The organism is Streptomyces sp. 135 (genome assembly GCF_020026305.1).
Classification (GTDB): Bacteria; Actinomycetota; Actinomycetes; order Streptomycetales; family Streptomycetaceae; genus Streptomyces.
Window position 1 is genome coordinate 1606270 of the sequence record NZ_CP075691.1, and the last position, 19481, is coordinate 1625750.

At 73.3% G+C, this 19481-nt stretch carries 17 protein-coding genes; 5 read left to right on the forward strand and 12 right to left on the reverse strand.

Translation table 11 applies throughout. The features are described from left to right. Positions 1-11 precede the first annotated feature (11 nt). Both mycP and KKZ08_RS07190 read right to left on the reverse strand, forming a co-directional pair. Complete coding sequence (gene mycP / locus KKZ08_RS07185) at positions 12-1205, reverse strand: type VII secretion-associated serine protease mycosin (protein ID WP_223778941.1); 1194 nt, start codon at positions 1203-1205, stop codon at positions 12-14. After that, a complete protein-coding gene (locus KKZ08_RS07190; protein WP_223773639.1) occupies positions 1205-2179 on the reverse strand; it encodes a hypothetical protein in 975 nt (324 codons plus the stop codon). Before KKZ08_RS07190 ends, mycP begins: the two co-directional genes overlap by 1 nt. Before the next feature lie 1123 nt (positions 2180-3302). Here KKZ08_RS07190 and KKZ08_RS07200 point away from each other — a divergent pair. Beyond that, entirely contained in the window at positions 3303-4517 is a 1215-nt protein-coding gene (locus tag KKZ08_RS07200; RefSeq protein ID WP_223773640.1) for an amino acid deaminase/aldolase, read from the forward strand. A 13-nt stretch (positions 4518-4530) separates the two neighbouring features. Here the strand turns inward: KKZ08_RS07200 and KKZ08_RS07205 are convergent, their stop codons facing one another. From KKZ08_RS07205 to KKZ08_RS07230, 6 genes are all read right to left on the reverse strand, one after another. Continuing rightward, on the reverse strand, positions 4531-5487 hold the full coding sequence (locus KKZ08_RS07205) for a DUF2510 domain-containing protein (RefSeq protein ID WP_223773641.1): 957 nt from the start codon (positions 5485-5487) through the stop codon (positions 4531-4533). A 28-nt stretch (positions 5488-5515) separates the two neighbouring features. Beyond that, positions 5516-6814 carry a haloacid dehalogenase-like hydrolase gene (locus tag KKZ08_RS07210; protein ID WP_223773642.1) on the reverse strand — a complete coding sequence of 433 codons (1299 nt, stop codon included), beginning with the start codon at positions 6812-6814 and terminating at the stop codon, positions 5516-5518. Positions 6815-6876: 62 nt separating this feature from the next. Further along, complete coding sequence (locus KKZ08_RS07215; protein ID WP_223773643.1) at positions 6877-8196, reverse strand: haloacid dehalogenase-like hydrolase; 1320 nt, start codon at positions 8194-8196, stop codon at positions 6877-6879. 100 nt (positions 8197-8296) lie between these two features. Beyond that, positions 8297-9079 (reverse strand): 3-oxoacyl-ACP reductase, encoded by a 783-nt coding sequence (locus tag KKZ08_RS07220; protein WP_223773644.1) that lies wholly within the window; start codon positions 9077-9079, stop codon positions 8297-8299. Continuing rightward, a complete protein-coding gene (locus KKZ08_RS07225) occupies positions 9076-10452 on the reverse strand; it encodes an aldehyde dehydrogenase family protein (RefSeq protein WP_223773645.1) in 1377 nt (458 codons plus the stop codon). The genes KKZ08_RS07220 and KKZ08_RS07225 overlap by 4 nt, the downstream gene beginning before the upstream one ends. Before the next feature lie 7 nt (positions 10453-10459). Next, complete coding sequence (locus KKZ08_RS07230; protein WP_223773646.1) at positions 10460-11830, reverse strand: glutamine synthetase family protein; 1371 nt, start codon at positions 11828-11830, stop codon at positions 10460-10462. Between the two features lie 120 nt (positions 11831-11950). Between KKZ08_RS07230 and KKZ08_RS07235 the strand changes: the two genes are divergently transcribed. From KKZ08_RS07235 to KKZ08_RS07245, 3 genes are all read left to right on the forward strand, one after another. Continuing rightward, positions 11951-12691 carry an FCD domain-containing protein gene (locus KKZ08_RS07235; RefSeq protein ID WP_223778942.1) on the forward strand — a complete coding sequence of 247 codons (741 nt, stop codon included), beginning with the start codon at positions 11951-11953 and terminating at the stop codon, positions 12689-12691. 137 nt (positions 12692-12828) lie between these two features. Beyond that, positions 12829-14274: an ethanolamine permease gene (gene eat / locus KKZ08_RS07240; protein ID WP_223773647.1), complete on the forward strand. Its 1446-nt coding sequence runs from the start codon at positions 12829-12831 to the stop codon at positions 14272-14274. Beyond that, positions 14274-14996 carry a gamma-glutamyl-gamma-aminobutyrate hydrolase family protein gene (locus KKZ08_RS07245; protein WP_223773648.1) on the forward strand — a complete coding sequence of 241 codons (723 nt, stop codon included), beginning with the start codon at positions 14274-14276 and terminating at the stop codon, positions 14994-14996. The genes eat and KKZ08_RS07245 overlap by 1 nt, the downstream gene beginning before the upstream one ends. On the opposite strand, the gene KKZ08_RS07250 is transcribed toward KKZ08_RS07245, so the two are convergent. From KKZ08_RS07250 to KKZ08_RS07260, 3 genes are all read right to left on the reverse strand, one after another. Continuing rightward, complete coding sequence (locus KKZ08_RS07250) at positions 14965-15933, reverse strand: phosphotransferase (RefSeq protein ID WP_223773649.1); 969 nt, start codon at positions 15931-15933, stop codon at positions 14965-14967. The genes KKZ08_RS07245 and KKZ08_RS07250 overlap by 32 nt on opposite strands. Positions 15934-15997: 64 nt before the next feature. After that, on the reverse strand, positions 15998-16489 hold the full coding sequence (locus KKZ08_RS07255) for a DNA-binding protein (protein ID WP_223773650.1): 492 nt from the start codon (positions 16487-16489) through the stop codon (positions 15998-16000). A 91-nt stretch (positions 16490-16580) separates the two neighbouring features. Next, positions 16581-17564 carry a LysR family transcriptional regulator gene (locus tag KKZ08_RS07260; RefSeq protein WP_223773651.1) on the reverse strand — a complete coding sequence of 328 codons (984 nt, stop codon included), beginning with the start codon at positions 17562-17564 and terminating at the stop codon, positions 16581-16583. A gap of 71 nt (positions 17565-17635) precedes the next feature. On the opposite strand from KKZ08_RS07260, the gene KKZ08_RS07265 reads away from it, so the two are divergent. Next, positions 17636-18802: a TDT family transporter gene (locus tag KKZ08_RS07265; RefSeq protein ID WP_223773652.1), complete on the forward strand. Its 1167-nt coding sequence runs from the start codon at positions 17636-17638 to the stop codon at positions 18800-18802. Here the strand turns inward: KKZ08_RS07265 and KKZ08_RS07270 are convergent. Then, positions 18729-19481, reverse strand: a complete 753-nt coding sequence (locus tag KKZ08_RS07270; RefSeq protein ID WP_223773653.1) for a helical backbone metal receptor — start codon at positions 19479-19481, stop codon at positions 18729-18731. The two genes, KKZ08_RS07265 and KKZ08_RS07270, sit on opposite strands and share 74 nt — an antisense overlap.

A 19481-nucleotide genomic window follows, 5' to 3' on the forward strand; every position in this document is an offset into this window, starting at 1 on the left:
CGGTGTCGACCCTACAGAGGGCCCGTGCCGCGTCCTTCCGGCGGGACGCGCCTGCCCCGCCAGAGCGAGACCGCCGCGGCGAGCAGGGCCACGCCGAGGCCGCCCGCCACCGGGCCCGCCCAGCCGGCGGGCCCGTCGTCGCCCTGGCGCGCGTCGGGCCCCCGGCCGAAGTACTTCTCGCCGTACACCGCCGTCGCCGGCTTGCCCGTCCTGAGCCTGCCCGCGCGGTCCAGGGCGGCGACCGGGTCGATGAGGCCGAAGCCTCGGGAGTCGTCGCGTCCGCCCGGCGGGGCGTCGCGGGCGGTGTCCTCCAGGAGCTGCTTGATCTGCGCGGGGGTGAGGCGGGGGTGGGCGGCGCGGATCAGGGCGACGGCGCCGGAGACGAAGGCGGAGGCGGCGCTGGTGCCCCAGCCCTCGTAGTACTTGCGGTCGGGGTCGGCGATGACGATGTCGTCGCCGGGCGCGGCGACGGTGGCGTACCACCGGCGGGTGGAGAAGGGGGCGCGGGCGCCGTTCTCGTCGACGGCCGTCGCGGCGATGACGCCGGGGTAGGCGGCCGGGTAGGAGACGTGGTCGCCGCGCTCGCCGCCGTTGCCCGCGGAGGCGACGACGGCGACGCCCTTCTTCAGGGCGTACTGGACCGCGGCGTCCTCGGCGGGTTCGGGGTGGGCGGACTTCGAGTCGTCGCCGAGGGAGAGGTTGATGACGTCGGCTCCGTGGTCGGCGGCCCAGCGGATGCCTTCGGCGAGCGCGTTGCCGCGGGTGTTGCGGGCCTTCTTGCGGGCGGGGTCGCCGTCTTCGAGGATCACGCGGATCGGCAGGATCTTCGCCTCGGGCGCGATGCCGAGCACGCCGTCGCCGCGGCCGATGCCGTGTCCGTGGCCCGCGATGATGCCGGCCATGGCGGTGCCGTGGCGGGCCCAGGGGCGGTCGCCGCGGCGGGCGCCGAAGCCGACCATGTCCTTGCCCTCGAGGACGTTGCCGACGAGGTCCGGGTGCTGGGCGTCGATGCCGGTGTCGAGGACGGCGACGGTAATGCCCCTGCCCTTGGTGGTCTGCCAGGCCTCGCCGGTGCGCATGGTGTCCAGGGCCCACTGCTGGGCGCGGATGCCGTCGTCGGCATGTGCCGTGGTGGCGGGGGCGAGGGCCAGCGTGGCGGCGAGTGCGGCGGCGACGAGGGGGCGGCGGGTCCCGCGGGGCCTCATCAGGCCTCCTCCGCTCGGGCGATGGTCTTGCGCAGGCCCCGCTCGACGCGGTCGGCGATGCCCTTCGCCTCGTGACCGAGGCCGGACTGCGCGGGCGCCGAGGCGGTGTTGCTGCCCATCGCCTCGGGGGCGGGCTCGGGGTCCGTGACGGCGCGGCCGTCGGCGAACCCGGACACGGCGTACGCGACGACGGGCGCGTCCGGCAGCACGGACATGGTCCAGGAGGCGCGCTGGGCGTCCCCGAAGTCCTCGGCGACGGTGTCCTTGGCCGGGTACGTGCGGGGCATCAGGTCGGGGCGCCGGTCCAGGCCCTCTTCCGTGAAACGGTTCCGCAGGGCGCGCATGCCGTCGGCGTCCGCCTTGGTGAACAGCAGTCCCACGGTGGTGACGTGGCTGCGGGTCGCGTCGGTGTACGTGGCGCGGACCAGCCGCAGGCAGCCGGCCGGCGCGAGGGCCTTGCTCAGCAGCGGGTCGAAGGCGGCCTCGCAGGTGCTGTCCGGGGCGACGGCGACCCGGGTCCAGGAGCGGTCGGCGCCGCCGGGGCCCGCGCCCTCGCCCTTGAGGATGGGCGGGAGGAGCCGGTCGACGGGGACGCTGTGCCAGAGCTCGCCGGTGACCGCGTACGCGCTGCGGGTGGAGCCGGTGGCCGATGACTCGCCGGTCAGCCAACTGCCGGTCACCGCGCCGCCGATGAGGCCGAGCCCGAGGACGGCACAGGCCGCGGCGGCGGCCGCGCGGGGTCGGACCCAGGCGCCGACGGGGCGCAACCGGGTGGTGGTGTCGTCGTACAGGGCGGGCCGCGCGAAGGACACGAAGGGCCGCCCGGCGCCGGGCCCCGGCGTCAGGTCGACGGTGCCCTTGACCGGCGGCGCGTCGTCGGCGGTGGGGCGCGGCCGGGTGGTGGTCTGCTCGGGCGCCGTGTCCCGGACCGGGGGCGGCCGGGCCCCGGCGGACCCCTCCGGCGCGTCGTCCACGTCGAGGACACGCAGGGAGCCCGTGGCCGCGGGCGGGGCGTCGGGGAGCCGGGCAGAGGCGGGGGCGGGGCGGCGGGGCGTCGCTACCGGCGGAGGTCGGGGCGCGGGGAGCGGTGCGGGCCGCGCCGGTGACGGAGCCCGTGACCTCCCCGGTGGCCGCCTCCGCCGCGGCCGACTCGGTGGCCCGGCCGCTCGGCTTGGGGGGTGCCTCGGGGGCGGCCTGCCTGGCGGACGAGTTCGGGGTGGCGGCGTTGTCGTCCCGTAGGGCTGGGGGATCTTCGTGCGGGGCGGACGCGTCGCGGTCGGGCAGGTCTGGGGCGCCATCCCGCACGGCGGACACATCTTCCCGGCGCGAGGACGCCAGGCCTCGGCTGCGGGCGGCCTCGGTGAACGGGGCCAGGAGCTCTTCCACGCGGGACGCCCGGTCGAGGGCCTCGGTGTCGGTGCCGGGATGGGCCGCGTCGGCGTTCACGCCGGTGGCGGTCGCATCGGAGTCCATGCTGGTGCCAACCACGTCGGCGTCCCCGCGGGCGTTGACCGCGACGGCATCCACGCTCCTGCCACCCACAGCGACACCCTCGCAGGCGTTGACCGCGACGGCATCCACGCTCCTGCCACCCACAGCAACATCCCCGCAGACCTCGACCACCACGGCAGCCACACTCGTGCCACCCGCAGCGACACCCCCACGGGCCTCGACCGCCACGGCATCCACGCTCCTGCCACCCACGGCGACATCCACGCCCATCCCGATCGACCCTGCGGCCACATCCGCGTCCGGCCGCCCGGCCGGCGGGCGTGGGGCGGTCAGGAGCCAGTCGTCGTCGACCGGGGGGCGGACGTCGGGGAAGCGGGCGGACGGGGGCGGAGGGGGCTCGTCCGGTGGGGTCGTGGGGCGGGGTGGCACGGTGGGGCGCGGGGGAATCGGGGTGCGTCCCGCCTCCGTGCCCATGCTCCCCCGTCTCCTCGCGCTCCGGCTGCCGGAACGCTCGGCCCGGCGAGGCTCCGTGCGCGTCACTCTACGGGCAGACGCGGGGCGCGCGGGAACCCAGTCCACGGCCCCGGGCGATCTGCCCGGATCATCCCCCTACCCTCGGGTAATCGTGTCTGGCAGGCTTCGGCCATGACTGCCCGTGCCGCAGACCGTGCCGCAGACAGGGCCCGTTACGACCGGGCCACCGCACACCTCGACGCGCCCCTCGCGATCGTCGACCTGGCCGCCTTCGACGCCAACGCCGACGATCTCGTACGCCGGGCCAAGGGCAAGCCGATCCGCGTCGCCAGCAAGTCCGTGCGCTGCCGGGCCCTGCTGGAGCGGGCCCTGGCACGCGAGGGCTTCGCCGGGGTCATGTCCTTCACGCTCGCCGAGTCGCTGTGGCTCGCCCGCTCCGGCTTCGACGACGTCCTGCTCGCCTACCCTTCCGCCGACCGCGCCGGTTTCGCCGAGCTGAGCGCCGATCCCAAGCTCGCGGCGGCCGTGACCGTGATGGTCGACGACCCGGCGCAGCTGCGGCTGATCGACGAGGCCAGGGGCGGCGGGAAGGAAGAGGTGCGGGTCTGCCTGGAGTTGGACACCTCCTTCCGGCCGCTGGGCGGCAAGGTGCGGATCGGCGCGCTGCGGTCACCACTGCACTCCCCCGCGCAGGTGGCCGCCCTGGCCCGGGCCATCGCCCGGCGGCCCGGCTTCCGTCTCGTCGGCGTCATGGCGTACGAAGGCCATGTCGCGGGGGTGGGCGACGCGGTCGAGGGGCACGCGGCGCGCTCGCGGGCGATCCGGCTGATGCAGGCCGCGGCCCGCAAGGAGCTGGCGGAGCGCCGGGCGCGGACGATCGCCGCCGTGCGGGCGGTCGCGCCGGACCTGGAGTTCGTGAACGGCGGCGGGACGGGCAGCGTGCAGCACACCGCGGCCGAGCGCGCGGTGACGGAGATCGCCGCCGGGTCGGGGCTTTTCGTGCCGCGGCTCTTCGACAACTACACGTCGTTCAGCGGGCGTCCGGCCGCGCTCTTCGCGCAGCCCGTGGTGCGCAGGCCCGGCCCCGGGACCGTGACGGTGCTGGGCGGCGGCTATCCGGCGTCGGGGGTCGCGGGCCCCGACCGCTCACCGGTGCCGTATCTCCCGGAGGGGCTGCGGTACGACCCGCAGGAGGGCGCGGGCGAGGTGCAGACGCCGCTGCACGGGCTCCCGGCGGACGATCTGCGGATCGGCGACAAGGTGTGGTTCCGGCACGCGAAGGCCGGGGAGCTGTGCGAACGGTTCGACGCGCTGCACCTGGTGGAGGGTGACCGGGTGACGGGGAGCGTGCCGACGTACCGGGGCGAGGGCCGCACCTTCCTGTGATCCCGCCGGATCGTCACGGCGTCGCGCCGACGTCCTCGCCGACGCCGCCGCCCGTGGCGCTGTCCCCGGACGACCGGATGCCCTTGACGATGCGGTCCATGTCGCTGAGGGGCGGCGCGTCCTCGGCGATGTCGATGGAGAGGCGGACGATGACCATCGGTTCGGAGCCGACGCTGGACTTGAAGGCCACGGACTGCACGTGTCCTCCGGCTCCCTTGCCGGTCCGCACCTTCCAGCGGACGTAGTAGCCGCTGCGGCCCGCGACGGCGACCGTGCCTTCCTTGACCTTCTGGTGGCCGGTCACGCCGCCGTAGTGCTCGTTGTCGAGGACGTCCTTGCCGTAGACGCTGTCGGTCGCGTCCTTGATGTCGCCTCTGGCCAGCGCCTTGGGGGACGTCTCGTCGGTGGAGGTCACGGTGTGCGAGGTGACCTCGCCGTAGCGGCACATGCCCGGGTCGCCCGGGCAGTCGAAGGTGTCCGGTGTCTGGAGGGTCGGCACGTCGTGGACGGCGCCCTCGGCCTTCTCCCAGCCGTCGATGATGGGGATCGTGACGCCGTTGAGGTCGTCGACGAGGACGTTCGGGTCGGCCGCCGGGGATGCCGATGCCGACTTCGTGGCGGTCGGCTCCGGGGCGGTGGTGGCCGATCGGCGCGGCGCGGGGCCGCCACCCCGAGGGTCGCCGTCGTCCTTGCCGAGCACGACGACGCCCGTGACGATCGACGCGACGAGGACGGCTCCGGCGGCGGCGAGCGCGATGATCTTCGCTCGGCCGCCGCCGGACGAGGACGCCGACGCGATGACCGCGGTCGCCGCCGGGTCCGGTGCCGGGCCGAAGCCCTGCGGCGCCGGGGCCGCTTGGGCGTTCCCGGGGGTGCGCCGGTGCTCGGTCCAGGCGGCCCCGTCCCACCAGCGCTCGACGGCGGGCTGGTTCGGGTCGGGGTACCAGCCGGGCGGAGGTGTCATGCTCATCCCGGCACTCTAGGACGTGGTCCGCGGGTCAGTACACCGAATCCCGCTGGTCGGGCACGACCGAGCCGTCGTCGTGGAGCACCGGGCCCTTGCGGCCGTCGTGTTCGTTGTACGCGGCGGTCGAGCACGGGTACGTGCCGCTCTTCTGCGGCATCGGCTCGATGAACATCGGGTTCACGACCCAGCGGCCGTCGGCGTTGTCGTACGCGCGGCACATGAACTCGCTCTTGTTGCGGTTCAGCACGAGGTGCGCGCCGGTGGCGTCGCCGACGAACGTCACGTCCGTGTCGGCGTCACCGCCGCCGAGCGCGATGCGGTGGTCCCAGTCCTGCTTCTCCCAGGCCGACTTGCCCTTGATCTTGAAGATCTCCTGGTTGATGAAGCAGCGCTTCCCGTCGATGTACGGGATGGCCTCGCCCTTGTTGACGGGGACGCCGCCGCAGCCCTGGTTCCAGGTGGTGATGCGGCCCTTGCGGTCCAGGACGGAGCGGATGGCGATGGTGTGCGCGCGGTCGATGCCGACGCTCTTGGACCACACCTCGGCGACCGGCTCGGAGCCCGCCGAGACGATGTAGACGTCGAACCCGGCCTTCTTGAGGGTGCGGATCAGGTCGCGCTGCTGGTCGTAGTAGCGGACGTAGCCGGGGAGTTCGTGGGTGCCGACGGTCTGGGTGGCGCCGACGGGGGCGGCGAGCGCCTCCTTGCGGGCCTTCGCGGCGTACGACTCCAGTTCGGGGACGGTGTGCCCGGCGAAGAGCTGCGGCACCCAGGCGTACTGCGGGACGGTGTGGCGGTGGTCCCACTCACCCGCGAACGCGGCGGCGCCGCTCATGGTCTTCCCGTCCTCGCGGACCTCGAAGATCTCGTCGGCGCAGGCGGTGTTCTTGGAGGTCGGCAGGGGCTTGCCGACGGGCACGTCGGTGCCGCAGGCCTCGGTGAGGGCGCGGTCCGCCTCGTCCGTCATCCACTTGCTGGTGGACTTCCAGCTCTTGGGGCGCAGGATCTTGTCGTGCCGCAGGGACCAGGCGATGGTCGCGTCGGTGACGTCGTTCTTGGCGACGGTGTTGTCCCAGTCGAAGGCGGCGACCGGGCGCTTCTGGCCGTGTCCGAGGTGGGGGTTCGAGCAGCGGCCGCGCTCGTCGATCATCCGCTGGAGCTTGGCGCGGTTGTCACCGTGCCAGGCGAGCTTCTTCGACAGCTGCGGGCAATGCGCGGCGGCAGCGGGAGAGTCGGCGGCCGTGGCGGCGGTCGCGGGGAGAGCTGCCGGTACGGCCGCCAGCGTGGCGGCAGCGGCCAGGGTCAGCGCCAAAGTGTTTCTGTTACGCATGTGAGTGGACCGTACATTCTTTCTGATGGTCTGACGACGCGTGCCGGTGGGATCGCGCGGGATCACGGAGTCCGTGCGGCCGCGTGGACCGTGTCCTTCTGGTCGGGGATCACGGAGCCGTCGGCGCGGCGCACCGGGCCCACGTCGCCGTTGCGTTCGATGTAGCCGGTGGTGGCGCACGGGTACGGGCCGGTCTTCTCGCCCTTGGGCTCGATGAACATGGGGTTGATCAGCCAGCGGCGGTCGCCGTTGTCGTACGCGCGGCACATCACTTCGTCCTTGTTGCGGTTCAGGACGAGCCGCAGGGCGGTGGCGTCGCGCAGGAAGGAGATGTCGGTGTCGGAGTCGCCCGCGGCGAACACCTGCCGCTTCGCCGCCGGTCGGACCTTCTCGGCGGCGGCGCCGTGCACGCCGTAGATCTCCTGGTTGATCCAGCAGCGCTTGCCGTCGATGTACGTGATCATCGAGTCGTCGCCGTCCTCGACGGTGCCGCAGCCCTTGAGGTGGGCGGTGTGCCGGCCGTGTGCGGTGACGTTGCGGATGCCGATGGTGTGGCGGCGGTCGACGCCGACGCTCTCGGACCAGACCTCGGCGACCGGCTCGGGGGACGCGGAGACGACGTACACGTCGAAGCCGGCCTTCTTCAGGGTGCGGATGAGGTCGCGCTGCTGGTCGTAGTAGCGGACCCAGCCGGTGACCTCGCCGGTGCCGACCCGCTGTTCCGTGCCGATGGGCGCGGCGAGGTTCTCCGCGCGGGCGGCGGCCGCGAACCGCTTGACCTGGTGGGTGGACCAGCCGCGGGTGAGCTGGGCGAGCCAGGCGTACTGCGGCTCCATGCGGCGGTGGTCGAAGCCGTCGAAGGCCGCCTTGCCGCCGGTCGTGGTGCCCTCGCCGTAGACGGAGAGGATCTCGTCGGCGCAGGCGGCGCCCCGGGCGGTGTCGCGGTGCGTGGGCAGGGTGGTGCCGGTGGCCGGGCAGGCCTCGGCCAGGGACTTCGCGGCCGGGTCGGTGAGGTAGCGGCTGGTGGTGTGCCAGTCGCCGTTCCGGGGCGTACGTATCTTGCCGTGGCGCAGCAGCCAGAACATGGTGGCGTCACCGACGTCGTTCTTGATGACGGTGTTGTCCCAGTCGAAGACGGCGACGGGCCGGGCGCCGCCCTGCTCGCTCCGGGGGCCGCAGTGGCCGTACGTGTCGATCAGGCGCTGGAGACGCGCCTCGTTCTCGCCGTGCCAGCCTCGCGAGACGGTCAGGTCGGGGCAGGCCGCGGGCCGCGCGTGGGGTTCGGGCTGAGTGGCTTCGGCGGTGGCCTGGACGGCGGCGAGACCGGCTGAGGCGACGGCGAGTACGGCTGCGGCCGCGACGGCGCGGCGCTTGAAGTTCACGAACACACTCCCGTGTTTACGCAGGTCAGCCGGGCGTCGCGCGACGCCCGGCTGACCTGTGGGTGGCTGCTGGGTGAACTGCGGGGGCTGCGGCCGGGGGCTACACCGGGGTGACGTACGCGCCGGAGATGCCGCCGTCGACGAGGAAGTCCGTCGCGTTCACGAAGGAGGAGTCGTCGCTGGCGAGGAACGCCACCGCGGCGGCCATCTCGTCGGCCTCCGCGAAGCGGCCCACGGGGATGTGCACGAGGCGGCGGGCGGCGCGCTCGGGGTCCTTGGCGAACAGTTCCTGGAGCAGCGGGGTGTTGACCGGGCCGGGGCACAGGGCGTTGACGCGGATGCCCTCGCGGGCGAACTGGACGCCCAGCTCGCGGGACATGGCGAGGACGCCGCCCTTGGACGCGGTGTAGGAGATCTGCGAGGTCGCGGCGCCCATCCGGGCCACGAAGGAGGCGGTGTTGATGATCGAGCCCTTGCCCTGGCGGCGCATGTAGGGGATGGCGGCCTTGCAGCAGAGGTAGACGGAGGTGAGGTTGACCTCCTGGACGCGCTTCCAGGCCTCCAGGCCGGTGTCCAGGATGGAGTCGTCGTCGGGCGGCGAGATGCCCGCGTTGTTGAAGGCGATGTCGACGGAGCCGTAGGTGTCGAAGGCCGTCTTGAAGAGCGCCTCGACCTCCTCGGCATCGGTGACGTCGACCTTCACGAAGGTCCCGCCGACCTCTTCGGCGGCCTGCTTGCCCGCCCGCTCGTCGATGTCGCCGCAGACGACGTTGGCGCCCTCGGAGGCGAGGCGGCGCGCGGTGGCGAGGCCGATGCCGCTGCCGGCGCCGGTGATGACGGCGGTACGGCCGACGAGGCGGCGGCAGATGTTCTGCTCAGTCACTGTGCGGGACCTTCCGTGCTGATGAAGACGTTCTTGGTTTCCGTGAAGGCGTGCAGGGCGTCGGGGCCGAGTTCGCGTCCGAGTCCGGACTGTTTGTAGCCGCCGAAGGGGGTCCAGTAGCGGACGCTGGAGTGCGAGTTGACGGAGAGGTTGCCGGCCCTGATGGCCTGGGAGACGCGCAGCGCGCGGCCCACGTCCCGGGTCCAGATCGAGCCGGACAGGCCGTACTCGGTGGCGTTGGCGAGCCGGACCGCGTCGGCCTCGTCCTCGAAGGGGATGACGACGGCGACGGGTCCGAAGACCTCCTCGGCGGCCACCGGGGCGTCCGGGTCGACATCGGTGAGCAGCGTCGGCGGGAACCAGAAGCCGGGGCCCTCGGGAGCCGTGCCGTGGATGCCGTCGCCGGGGGTGACGAAGGAGCGGACGCGGTCCAGCTGGGCCCTGGAGATCAGCGGACCCATCTGGGTCTTCTCGTCGGCCGGGTCGCCCACGACGACGGACTCGATCGCGGGCGCCACGGTCTCCAGGAAGCGGTCGTACACGGAACGCTGCACGAGGACGCGCGTGCGGGCGCAGCAGTCCTGGCCCGAGTTGTCCAGGTACGACATGGGGGTGGCGAGGGCGGCCGCCTCCACGTCGGCGTCGGCGAAGACGATGTTGGGGCTCTTGCCGCCGAGTTCGAGGGTGAGTCGCTTCACCCGGTCGGCGCACTTGGCCATGATCTGCTTGCCGACGCGGGTGGAGCCGGTGAACACGATCTTGGCGACGCCGGGGTGCTCGACGAGCGCGTTGCCCGCGACGGCGCCCTCGCCGGGCAGGACCTGGAAGAGGCCTTCGGGCAGGCCCGCCGCCAGGGCGAGTTCGGCGAGGCGGAGCGCGGTGAGCGGTGTCGTCTCGGCCGGCTTGAGGATCACCGCGTTGCCCGCGGCGAGGGCGGGCGCCGTGCCCCAGGCGGCGATCGGCATCGGGAAGTTCCAGGGGGCGATGACGCCGACGACCCCGAGGGGCTCCAGGAGGGTGACGTTCAGGCCGCCGGGTACGGGGATCTGCCGGCCGCTGAGCCGTTCGACTCCCCCGGCGGAGAAATCGAGCAGGTCGCGGACGTTGCCCGCCTCCCAGCGGGCGTTGCCGATGAGGTGACCGGCCTCGCGCACCTCCAGCTGGGCCAGCTCTTCGAGGTGGTCGTCGACCTGGGCGGCGAAGCGGCGCAGCAGCCGGGCCCGGTCGGCGGGGGCGACCGCGGCCCACTCCTCCTGCGCCCGTGCGGCACGGGCGACGGCGGCGTCGACGTCCTGCGGGGTGGCGGCGGGGACGGTCGCGACGACCTCTTCGGTCGCCGGGTTCAGTACGTCGAGTTTCAGGACCTCAAGCAAGGGTGCCTCACATGCGTTCGAAGGAGCGGCGGAGCTCCCAGTCGGTCACCGCGGAGTCGAAGGCGTCCAGCTCGACCCGCGCCATGTTGCGGTAGTGCGCGACCACCTCGTCACCGAAGGCGGCCTTGGCGATGGCGCTGTTCTCCCACAGCTCGGCGGCCTCCCGCAGGGTGGTGGGGACGTGCTCGTAGTCGCCGGTGTAGGCGTTGCCGGTGCACTCGTCCGGCAGTTCGAGCTTCTGCTCTATGCCGTACAGACCGGCGGCGACCAGGCCCGCGACGGCGAGATACGGATTGACGTCGCCGCCGGGCAGCCGGTTCTCGAAGCGCAGGGAGCGACCGTGGCCGACGACGCGCAGGGCGCAGGTGCGGTTGTCGTAGCCCCACGCGGCGGCGGTCGGCGCGAAGGAGCCGGGCACGAACCGCTTGTAGGAGTTGATGTGGGGCGCGTAGAGCAGGGAGAACTCGCGCAGCGCGGCGAGCTGTCCGGCGAGGAAGTGCCGCATGAGGGGCGACATGCCGCCCGGGTCGTCCTGGGAGCCCCGCATGGCGTTGTTGCCGTCGGCGTCCTGGAGCGAGAGGTGGATGTGGCAGGAGTTGCCCTCGCGCTCGTTGAACTTGGCCATGAAGGTGAGCGAGACGCCTTCCTGGGCCGCGATCTCCTTGGCGCCGGTCTTGTAGATGGCGTGCTGGTCGCAGGTGACGAGGGCCTCGTCGTAGCGGAACACGATCTCGTGCTGGCCGGGGTTGCACTCGCCCTTGGCGGACTCGACGACCAGACCGGCGGTGGTCATGTCGTTGCGGATGCGGCGCAGGAGCGGCTCGATGCGGCCGGTGCCGAGGACGGAGTAGTCGATGTTGTACTGGTTGGCCGGGGTGAGGTCCTTGTACCCGGCGTCCCAGGCCTGCTCGTAGGTGTCCTTGAAGACGATGAATTCCAGCTCGGTGCCGACGTGGGCGGTGTAGCCCAGCTCGGCGAGGCGCTCCAGCTGGCGGCGGAGGATCTGCCGGGGAGCCGCGACCACGGGTGAGCCGTCGCTCCAGGCGAGGTCGGCGATCAGCATCGCGGTGCCCTCGTTCCAGGGGACGCGGCGCAGGGTGGTGAGGTCGGCGTGCATGGCGAAGTCGCCGTAGCCGCGGTCCCAGGAGGACATCGCGTATCCGTCGACGGTGTTCATCTCCGGGTCGACGGCGAGGAGGTAGTTGCAGCCCTCCGTGCCGTGTTCGAGGACCTCGTCGAGGAAGAAGCGGGCGGCGAACCGCTTGCCCTGGAGCCGCCCCTGCATATCGGGGAAGGCCAGGACGACAGTGTCGATCTCGCCGCTCGCGACCAGGGCCGTCAGCTCCTGGACGGCGAGCGGGGGTGTGCGGTCTGCCACGGGAAAAGCCTCCTTGGGTCAGCCGGGAGCCATAAGGTATTGCGGAGAACCTTTGCTTGGGAAGGGGGTACGGACATGTCGCACTCGGAAGAGGGCCCGGGCGAGGGCCCGGAAGAGGGCATGACACAGGGCGGGCGGCCCGCCGCACACGACGACGACCGGCTTACTCCGGTACTGCGTCCGGTGCGGGCGGGCAACGGCTTCGAGGAGGCCCTGGAGCAGATCCTCCAGGTGGTCCGCCTCGGTCTGGTGCCGGGCGGCGAACGGCTGCCGTCTGAGCGGGAGTTGGCCGACCGTCTCGGCATCAGCCGGGTCACGCTGCGCGAGGTCCTGAAGGTCCTGACGGACCAGGGCCTGGTCGAGTCGCGGCGCGGCCGCTACGGCGGCACGTTCGTGCGCCCGCGCCCCGAGGCGCCGGGCGAGGACGAGCTGCGGCGCCGCATCAAGGACGTCGACGTGGAGGACGCGCTGCGCTTCCGCGAGGTCCTCGAGGTGGGCGCGGCCGGGCTCTGCGCGGCGCACGGTCTCACCGGTGAGCAGGCGGACCGGCTGCGGGCGGCGCTCGCGCACACCCATGACGCGCCTCTGTCGGAGTACCGCCGCCTGGACACGCTGCTGCACCTCACCCTCGCCGAGCTGTGCGGTTCGCCGTCGCTGACTGCGCAGTACGCGGCGGTCCGCGCGACGGTGAACGACCTCCTGGACTGCATTCCGCTGCTGGTGCGGAACCTGGAGCATTCGCAGCGCCAGCACACGGCGCTCGTCGAGGCGGTGCTCGACGGGGACGCGGACGGGGCGCGGGAGATGATGCGGGAGCACTGCGCGGGGACGGCGGCGCTGCTGCGGGGCTTTCTGACGTGAGGCGTGATTAACCGCGGCGTAACGCACGGGTCTTGCTTTCTCACCCCCGGCACGGCAAAGGTATGGATCCGTTCCATTGAGTCGCCCCGCCGCCAAGCCGCTGCCCCGCAGTGCCGCCCCCACGAAGGAGCCGTGCCATGACCGTGGAGTCCAGCAGTCCGAGCCCCGCCGAACCGGCGGACGACTATCTGGAGCGCAGGACGCTCCGCCGGGGCAGCGCGGGCTGGCTGCTCCTGACCGGCCTCGGCGTCGCGTACGTCGTCTCAGGCGACTACTCGGGCTGGAACTTCGGCCTGGCCGAGGGCGGTTTCGGCGGCCTCGCCATAGCGATGGCCCTCATGGGCGTGATGTACGCGTGCATGGTCTTCTCGCTCGCCGAACTCTCCTCCGTGCTGCCGACCGCGGGCGGCGGCTACGGCTTCGCGCGCCGCGCGCTCGGCCCGTGGGGCGGCTTCCTCACCGGAACCGCCATCCTCATCGAGTACGTCCTCGCCCCGGCCGCGATCTCCATCTTCATCGGCGACTACGTCGAGTCGCTCGGCCTGTTCGGCCTCACCTCGGGCTGGCCGGTCTACCTCGCCTGCTTCGTCGTCTTCATCGGCATCCACCTGTGGGGCGTCGGCGAGGCGCTGCGCTTCAGCTTCGTCGTGACCGGCATCGCGGTGGCGGCGCTGCTGGTCTTCGCGGTCGGCGCGTTCATGGACTTCGACGCGTCGAAGCTGAACGACATCCCTGTGGAGGCGGACGCGTTCGGCGCCAACTCCTGGCTGCCGATGGGCCTGTTGGGCATCTGGGCGGCGTTCCCGTTCGGCATGTGGTTCTTCCTCGGCGTCGAGGGCGTGCCGCTGGCGGCCGAGGAGACCAAGGACCCGGCGCGCACGCTGCCACGGGCGATCCGCTGGTCGATGGCCATCCTGGTCGTACTCGCGCTCCTCACGTTCTTCGCCTCGGCGGGCGCGCGCGGCGCGAACGCGCTCCAGGACGCGGGCAACCCCCTGGTGGAGGCCCTGCAGCCGGACGGCGAGGCGACGGCGCTCAGCCGCGTCGTCAACTACGCGGGCCTGGCCGGCCTCGTCGCGTCCTTCTTCTCGCTCATCTACGCGGGCTCGCGCCAGCTCTTCGCGCTCTCCCGCGCCGGCTACCTCCCCCGCTTCCTCTCCCTCACCAGCAGCCGCAAGGCCCCTTACCTCGGCCTGCTCGTCCCGGGCGCGATCGGCTTCGGGCTCGCCGCGGCGACCGGGGACGGGGCGCGCATGCTGAACGTCGCGGTGTTCGGCGCCACCATCTCGTACGCCCTGATGTCGCTCTCGCACATCGTGCTGCGCCGCCGCGAGCCGGGCCTGGAGCGGCCGTACCGTACTCCCGGCGGTGTCCTCACGTCGTCGGTCGCGCTGGTCCTCGCCTGTGCGGCGCTGGTCGCGACGTTCCTGGTGGACGTGACGGCGGCGCTCATCGCGCTCGCGGTGTACGTGGTCGCGATCGCGTACTTCGGGATGTACAGCCGCAAGCACCTGGTGGCGCGTGCGCCGGAGGAGGAGTTCGCGGCACTGGCGGCCGCCGAGGCGGAGTTGGCACGCGACTGATGACCACGGACAGGAGCACGGTGAGGGAGAACGCGGTGAGCGGCAGGCCACTGATCGGTATCAGTACCTACCTGGAGGAGAAGGCGACCTGGCGGGTGTGGGAGCTGCCCTCGGTCTTGCTGCCGGCCGGATATCCGCGCCTGGTGCAGCGGGCGGGCGGCATCGCCGCGCTGCTGCCGCCGGACGACCCTTCGTACGCGGCGTCCGTCGTCGCCCGTCTTGACGGCGTGGTCATCTCGGGTGGGCCCGACGTCGAGCCCGTGCGGTACGGCACGGAGCCGGAGGAGCACACGGGGCCGCCCGCGCGGGAGCGGGACGCCTGGGAACTCGCCCTCATCGAGGCCGCGTTGGCGTCGGGCACACCGCTGCTCGGCATCTGCCGGGGCATGCAGCTGCTGAACGTGGCGCTCGGCGGGACGCTGGTCCAGCACATGGACGGGCACACGGTGGCACCGGGCGTCTTCGGCACGCACGTCGTGAAGCCGGTGCCGGGCACGCTGTACGAGTCGATCGTGCCGGACGCCTCCACGGACGTGCCGACCTACCACCACCAGGCCGTGGACCGCCTCGGCAAGGGGCTCGCGGTATCGGCGTACGCGGAGGACGGCACCCCCGAGGCCATCGAACTGCCCTCCCCCGCCTGGGCGTTGGGCGTGCAGTGGCACCCGGAAATGGGCGAGGACACCCGCGTCATGGCAGCGCTGGTCCGAGCCGCTTCCTGAGCCAGTCGACGGCGGCCGCGCCTTGGGCGGCCTGGAAGGCGCGCAGGGTCGGCAGACCGGGCGGATCCGGCTGCAGGGACCCCCTTACGAAGAATCCGGCGACGCCCGCCAGCACCGCGGTCACGCCCCTCGGGTCCGCCGCCCGGCCCACCCGTTGGGCGGTGAACACGTCCTCGGGGTCGGGGCCGCCCTGCGCCCGCACGCACGGCAGCATGAGGAGCAGATCGAACCAGGGCGCGGCACGCAGGGCATGCGGCCAGTCGACGAAGACGACCCGGCCTCCGCCGGCCGTGATCAGCATGTTGTCGGCGCGGAGGTCACCGTGGGCGAGGGTGTCGCCGACGGCGAACTCCGGCCAGGGGGCGGCGAGTTCGGCGAGAGCGGGCAGGTTGCGGCGGACCCACGGGTCGAGCCTGCCGTCGTCCTGCGCGCCGCTCTCGACCAGCCGCTGCCACCCGCGGAAGGGGCGCGCCACCGCCTCGATGACGGACGGCGCCTCGACCGGCGCGGGCGTCAGGACCCGCGAGAGGCGGTCCACGGCGTCCAGTACGCTCCTCAATTCGCCGACGTCCCAGGGCACTCGGGGCTGGCGCCCGTCGATGTCCTCGAAGGCGAGCGCGACCCAGGCCCCGTCATCGTAGGAGGCGAGGAGCCGGGGCGCGGGCACGGAGTCCGGCAAGGCGGCGGCGTTCCTGGCCTCGGCGCGGTGCAGGGCGGGGCTGCCGGGGTTGGCCTCGGCACTGACGGCCTTCACGAAGGCCCGCCGCCCGTCGGCGAGCCGCACCCGGGCGGCGACACCCGGCGAGAACCCACCGTGCTGCGTCACCGCTTCGGTCACGGGCGCGCCGAGGGCGTCCTCCACCCCCTCCCGTACGTACACGGGGAGTTGACGCCAAGGCGTGCGGACGCCGGTGGCCGGGGGTGCGGACGGGTTCATGTCCCCCATGGTGGGCGGGACGCGGAGCGGCCGCCACGGATTTACGCGTGGGCGGCGGCACGCCCTACTCCGCCCCGGCCGCCGTCCGCGACGCCAGCCGCTCATACCGCTGCCGGGCCGCCTGCGGGGTGCCGAGGCCGAGCCCGAAGGCGATGTCCGGCCAGGTCATGCCACGCCCGCGGGCCATCTGGAGGAGGCCCGTCTCCAGCTCGTCCAATTCGCCTCTGACCAGCGGCAGGAGCGTGAGGGCCGCGGTGATGTCGGCGTGGTCCACCGCCGGCTCGCCGGCGACGGGCTTCGCGGCGCCGCTGAGCAGGAACGACACGAGCCGCACGGCTTCGTGGGGGCCGAGGGCGGTGGGGTGGATCTGGCGCTCGCGCTGCTCGTCGTCGGCCGCGTGCCGCTCGGCGATGCGCGTCAGCGAGGCGTACACGCGCTGGGCGCGAGCCTGGTCGGGGTGGGGCGGTGTGAAGGGGTCGGCGGGTCGTGGGTCGGCGGACCGGGACTGTTCGGACCCCGGCTGTTCAGGGTGCGGCTGTTCAGGGTGGGGCGACATGCGTCCAGCATGCGTGGACACACGACATGCAGTCAACTGTTCGTTGTGAACAGTTTGTTTGTGCGCCGCTCGGGTGTGAATCCGGACGCGCTCAGGTCCGTCGGCCCCCGACGCCCGACCCACCCCGCGTCAGCGCCAGCAGATCCCGTCCCGGCCCCGCGGGGCGATGTCCCGTCGGCCAGACCGCCCGCAGCTCCCTGCGCAGCCGGACCTCCGCCAGCGGGATCTCCACCAGGCGCCGCGCCGCCAGCTCCTCCCCCACCGCGAGTTCGCTCAGGACCGAGGGGCCCGCGCCGCTGACGGCCGACGCCTTGACCGCCGTCGTGGAGGACAGTTCGATCAGCGGGCGGGCGAGGCCGCCGAGTGCCGCGTCGAGGACCTGCCGGGTGCCCGACCCCTCCTCGCGCAGGATCAGCGGGGTCGCGGCCAGCTCCGCCGCGCCGAGGGGTTTCCCGCGTCGCGCCCAAGGGTGCCCCGGTGCCGTCACGACGACCAGGCGGTCGTGGGCGATGACCACGCCGTCGAGGCCGCCGGGCACGGTGAGCCCCTCGACGAAGCCGAGGTCCGCCTCGCCGGTGAGCAGCCGGGCCGCCACGGCCGCGGAGTTGCCCGCCAGCAGCGAGACCGCCGTGTCGGGCCGCTGGGTCCGCAGGGCGATCAGCCAGCCCGGCAGCAGATATTCGGCGATCGTCATGCTCGCCGCGACCCGCAGCCGCGAGTCCCGCCGGTCCCGCAGCGCCTGCGCCCCCGCGTCGAAGGCCTCCGCCGCCTCCACGATCCGCCCCGCCCAGTCGGTGACGAGGGCCCCGGCGTCCGTGAGGCGCGAGCCGCGCGGTGACCGGTCGACGAGTGCGACGCCCAGCTGCCGCTCCATGGCGCGGACCCTGCTGCTCGCCGCGGGCTGGGTGATGCCCAGCTCCCGTGCGGCCCGCCCGAGGCTGCCGAGCCGGGCCACGGCCAGCAGCAGCTGGAGCGCGCCGAGGTCGGGCACGCGGTGCGCGAGCGGCACCGGCACATCCGCCGGGCCGGATGCCGGTATGGGTGAGGGAACGGAGGAAGCGGGACGGCGGCTCATAAATCCAGCTTATGCCCCCATAGGAAGGTACTCCCTGGTGGCCTCCCCGCCCCCGTACGACCGTGGAACCCATGGTCACCGCCGCCCACCCCGCCCCCCTGGCCACTGCCGCCGCCACCCCCCGCACCCGCCTCCCCGCGGTGCGCCACCTCGGCCCGAACTGGTACGCGTCCGTCATGGGCACCGCCGTCGTCGCCAACGCCGGTGCCACGCTCCCGTACCAGGTCACGGGGTTGCGTACCGCCTGCACCACCGTCTGGGCGCTCTCCTTCCTGATGCTCGCCGTGCTGCTCACCGCTCGCGCCGCGCACTGGATCCACCACCGCGACCAGGCTCGCGCCCACCTCCTCGACCCGGCGGTCGCGCCCTTCTACGGCTGCCTGTCGATGGCGCTGCTCGCGGTCGGCGGCGGCACGCTGAGCGTGGGCGAGGACTGGACGGGCACCGGTGCCGCCGTGGGGATCGGCGCCGTGCTGTTCATCGTCGGCACCGCGATCGGGCTCGCCGGCGCGGTCGCCGTCCCGTACCTGATGGTGGTCCGGCACCGCATCACCGCCGACCAGGCCTCGCCCGTGTGGCTGCTGCCCGTGGTGGCCCCGATGGTGTCGGCGGCCGTCGGCCCGCTGCTGCTGCCGCACCTGCCCTCGGGCCAGGCGCAGCAGACGATGCTGTACGCCTGCTGCGCGATGTTCGGCCTGAGCCTGCTCGCCACCCTGGTGATGCTGCCGGTGGTCTTCGCCCGCCTGGTGACCGCGGGCCCGCTGCCCCTGGCGCTCACGCCCACGCTCTTCTTGGTGCTCGGCCCGCTGGGCCAGTCGACGACGGCCGCCAACAAGTTCGCGGACGCCGCGCCCGGCGTCGTGCCCGCCCCGTTCGACCAGGGTTTCCTCGCCTTCGCCGTGCTCTACGGCGTACCCGTCATGGGCTTCGCGCTGCTGTGGCTGGCGCTCGCGACCGCCATGGTGCGGCGCGCCCGGCGCGGTGGCATGGGCTTCACGATGACCTGGTGGGCCTTCACCTTCCCGGTCGGCACCTGCGTGACGGGCGCCGAGGGCCTCGGTGCCCACACGGGCCTTGCGGCCTTCGACTGGCTGGCGGCCGGCCTCTACGCCTTCCTGGTGGCCGCCTGGGCCCTGGCGTCGGCCCACACCCTGCGCGGCACCGTCACCGGCAGGCTTCTCGCAGCGCCGCGCCCAGCACCGCCGGGGCCTCGGTCAGCGACGGCCCGTACCAGGTGAGGTGTCGGCCGCTGACCAGCGCCACCGGCATACCCGGCCCGAACGCCTCGGGGCCGTCGTCAGGGGTGAAGCGGTACGGCTCGTCGGGCAGGACCACCAGGTCCAGGCCGGCCGAGCGCAGGTCTTCCAGGGGGACGCGGGGGTAGCGCTCGGCGTGCGCGGCGTACGCGTTGTCGACGCCCATGCGCGCGAGCAGGTCGCCCGCGAACGTGTCGCGGCCGAGCACCATCCACGGCCGCCGCCAGATCGGGATCGCCGCCCGCGGCCTGAGCGCGGGGCGGGGCGGGTCCGACCACGCGGCCCGCGCCTCGTCCAGCCAGCGCGGCTGTGCCGACCCGCACGCGGCGAGGACCCGGCGCAGCTCGCGGAAGGCCTGGTCCAGCGTGCGCACCTCGGTGACGAGGACCTCGATGCCCGCCGCCCGCAGCGCGGCCAGGTCGGGGGCGCGGTTCTCCTCCTCGTTGGCGATCACCAGGTCGGGCGCGAGGGCGATGATCCGGGGCACGTCGGGGTTCTTCGTCCCACCCACCCTGGTGACGTCGAGGTCCCCCGGATGGCTGCACCAGTCGGTGGCCCCGACCAGCGCGCCCGGCACGGTCACGGCGACCGCCTCGGTGAGCGAGGGCACCAGGGAGACGACCCGCGGCGGGGTCCTGGGCGCGGTCCGGGCGCGCGGCAT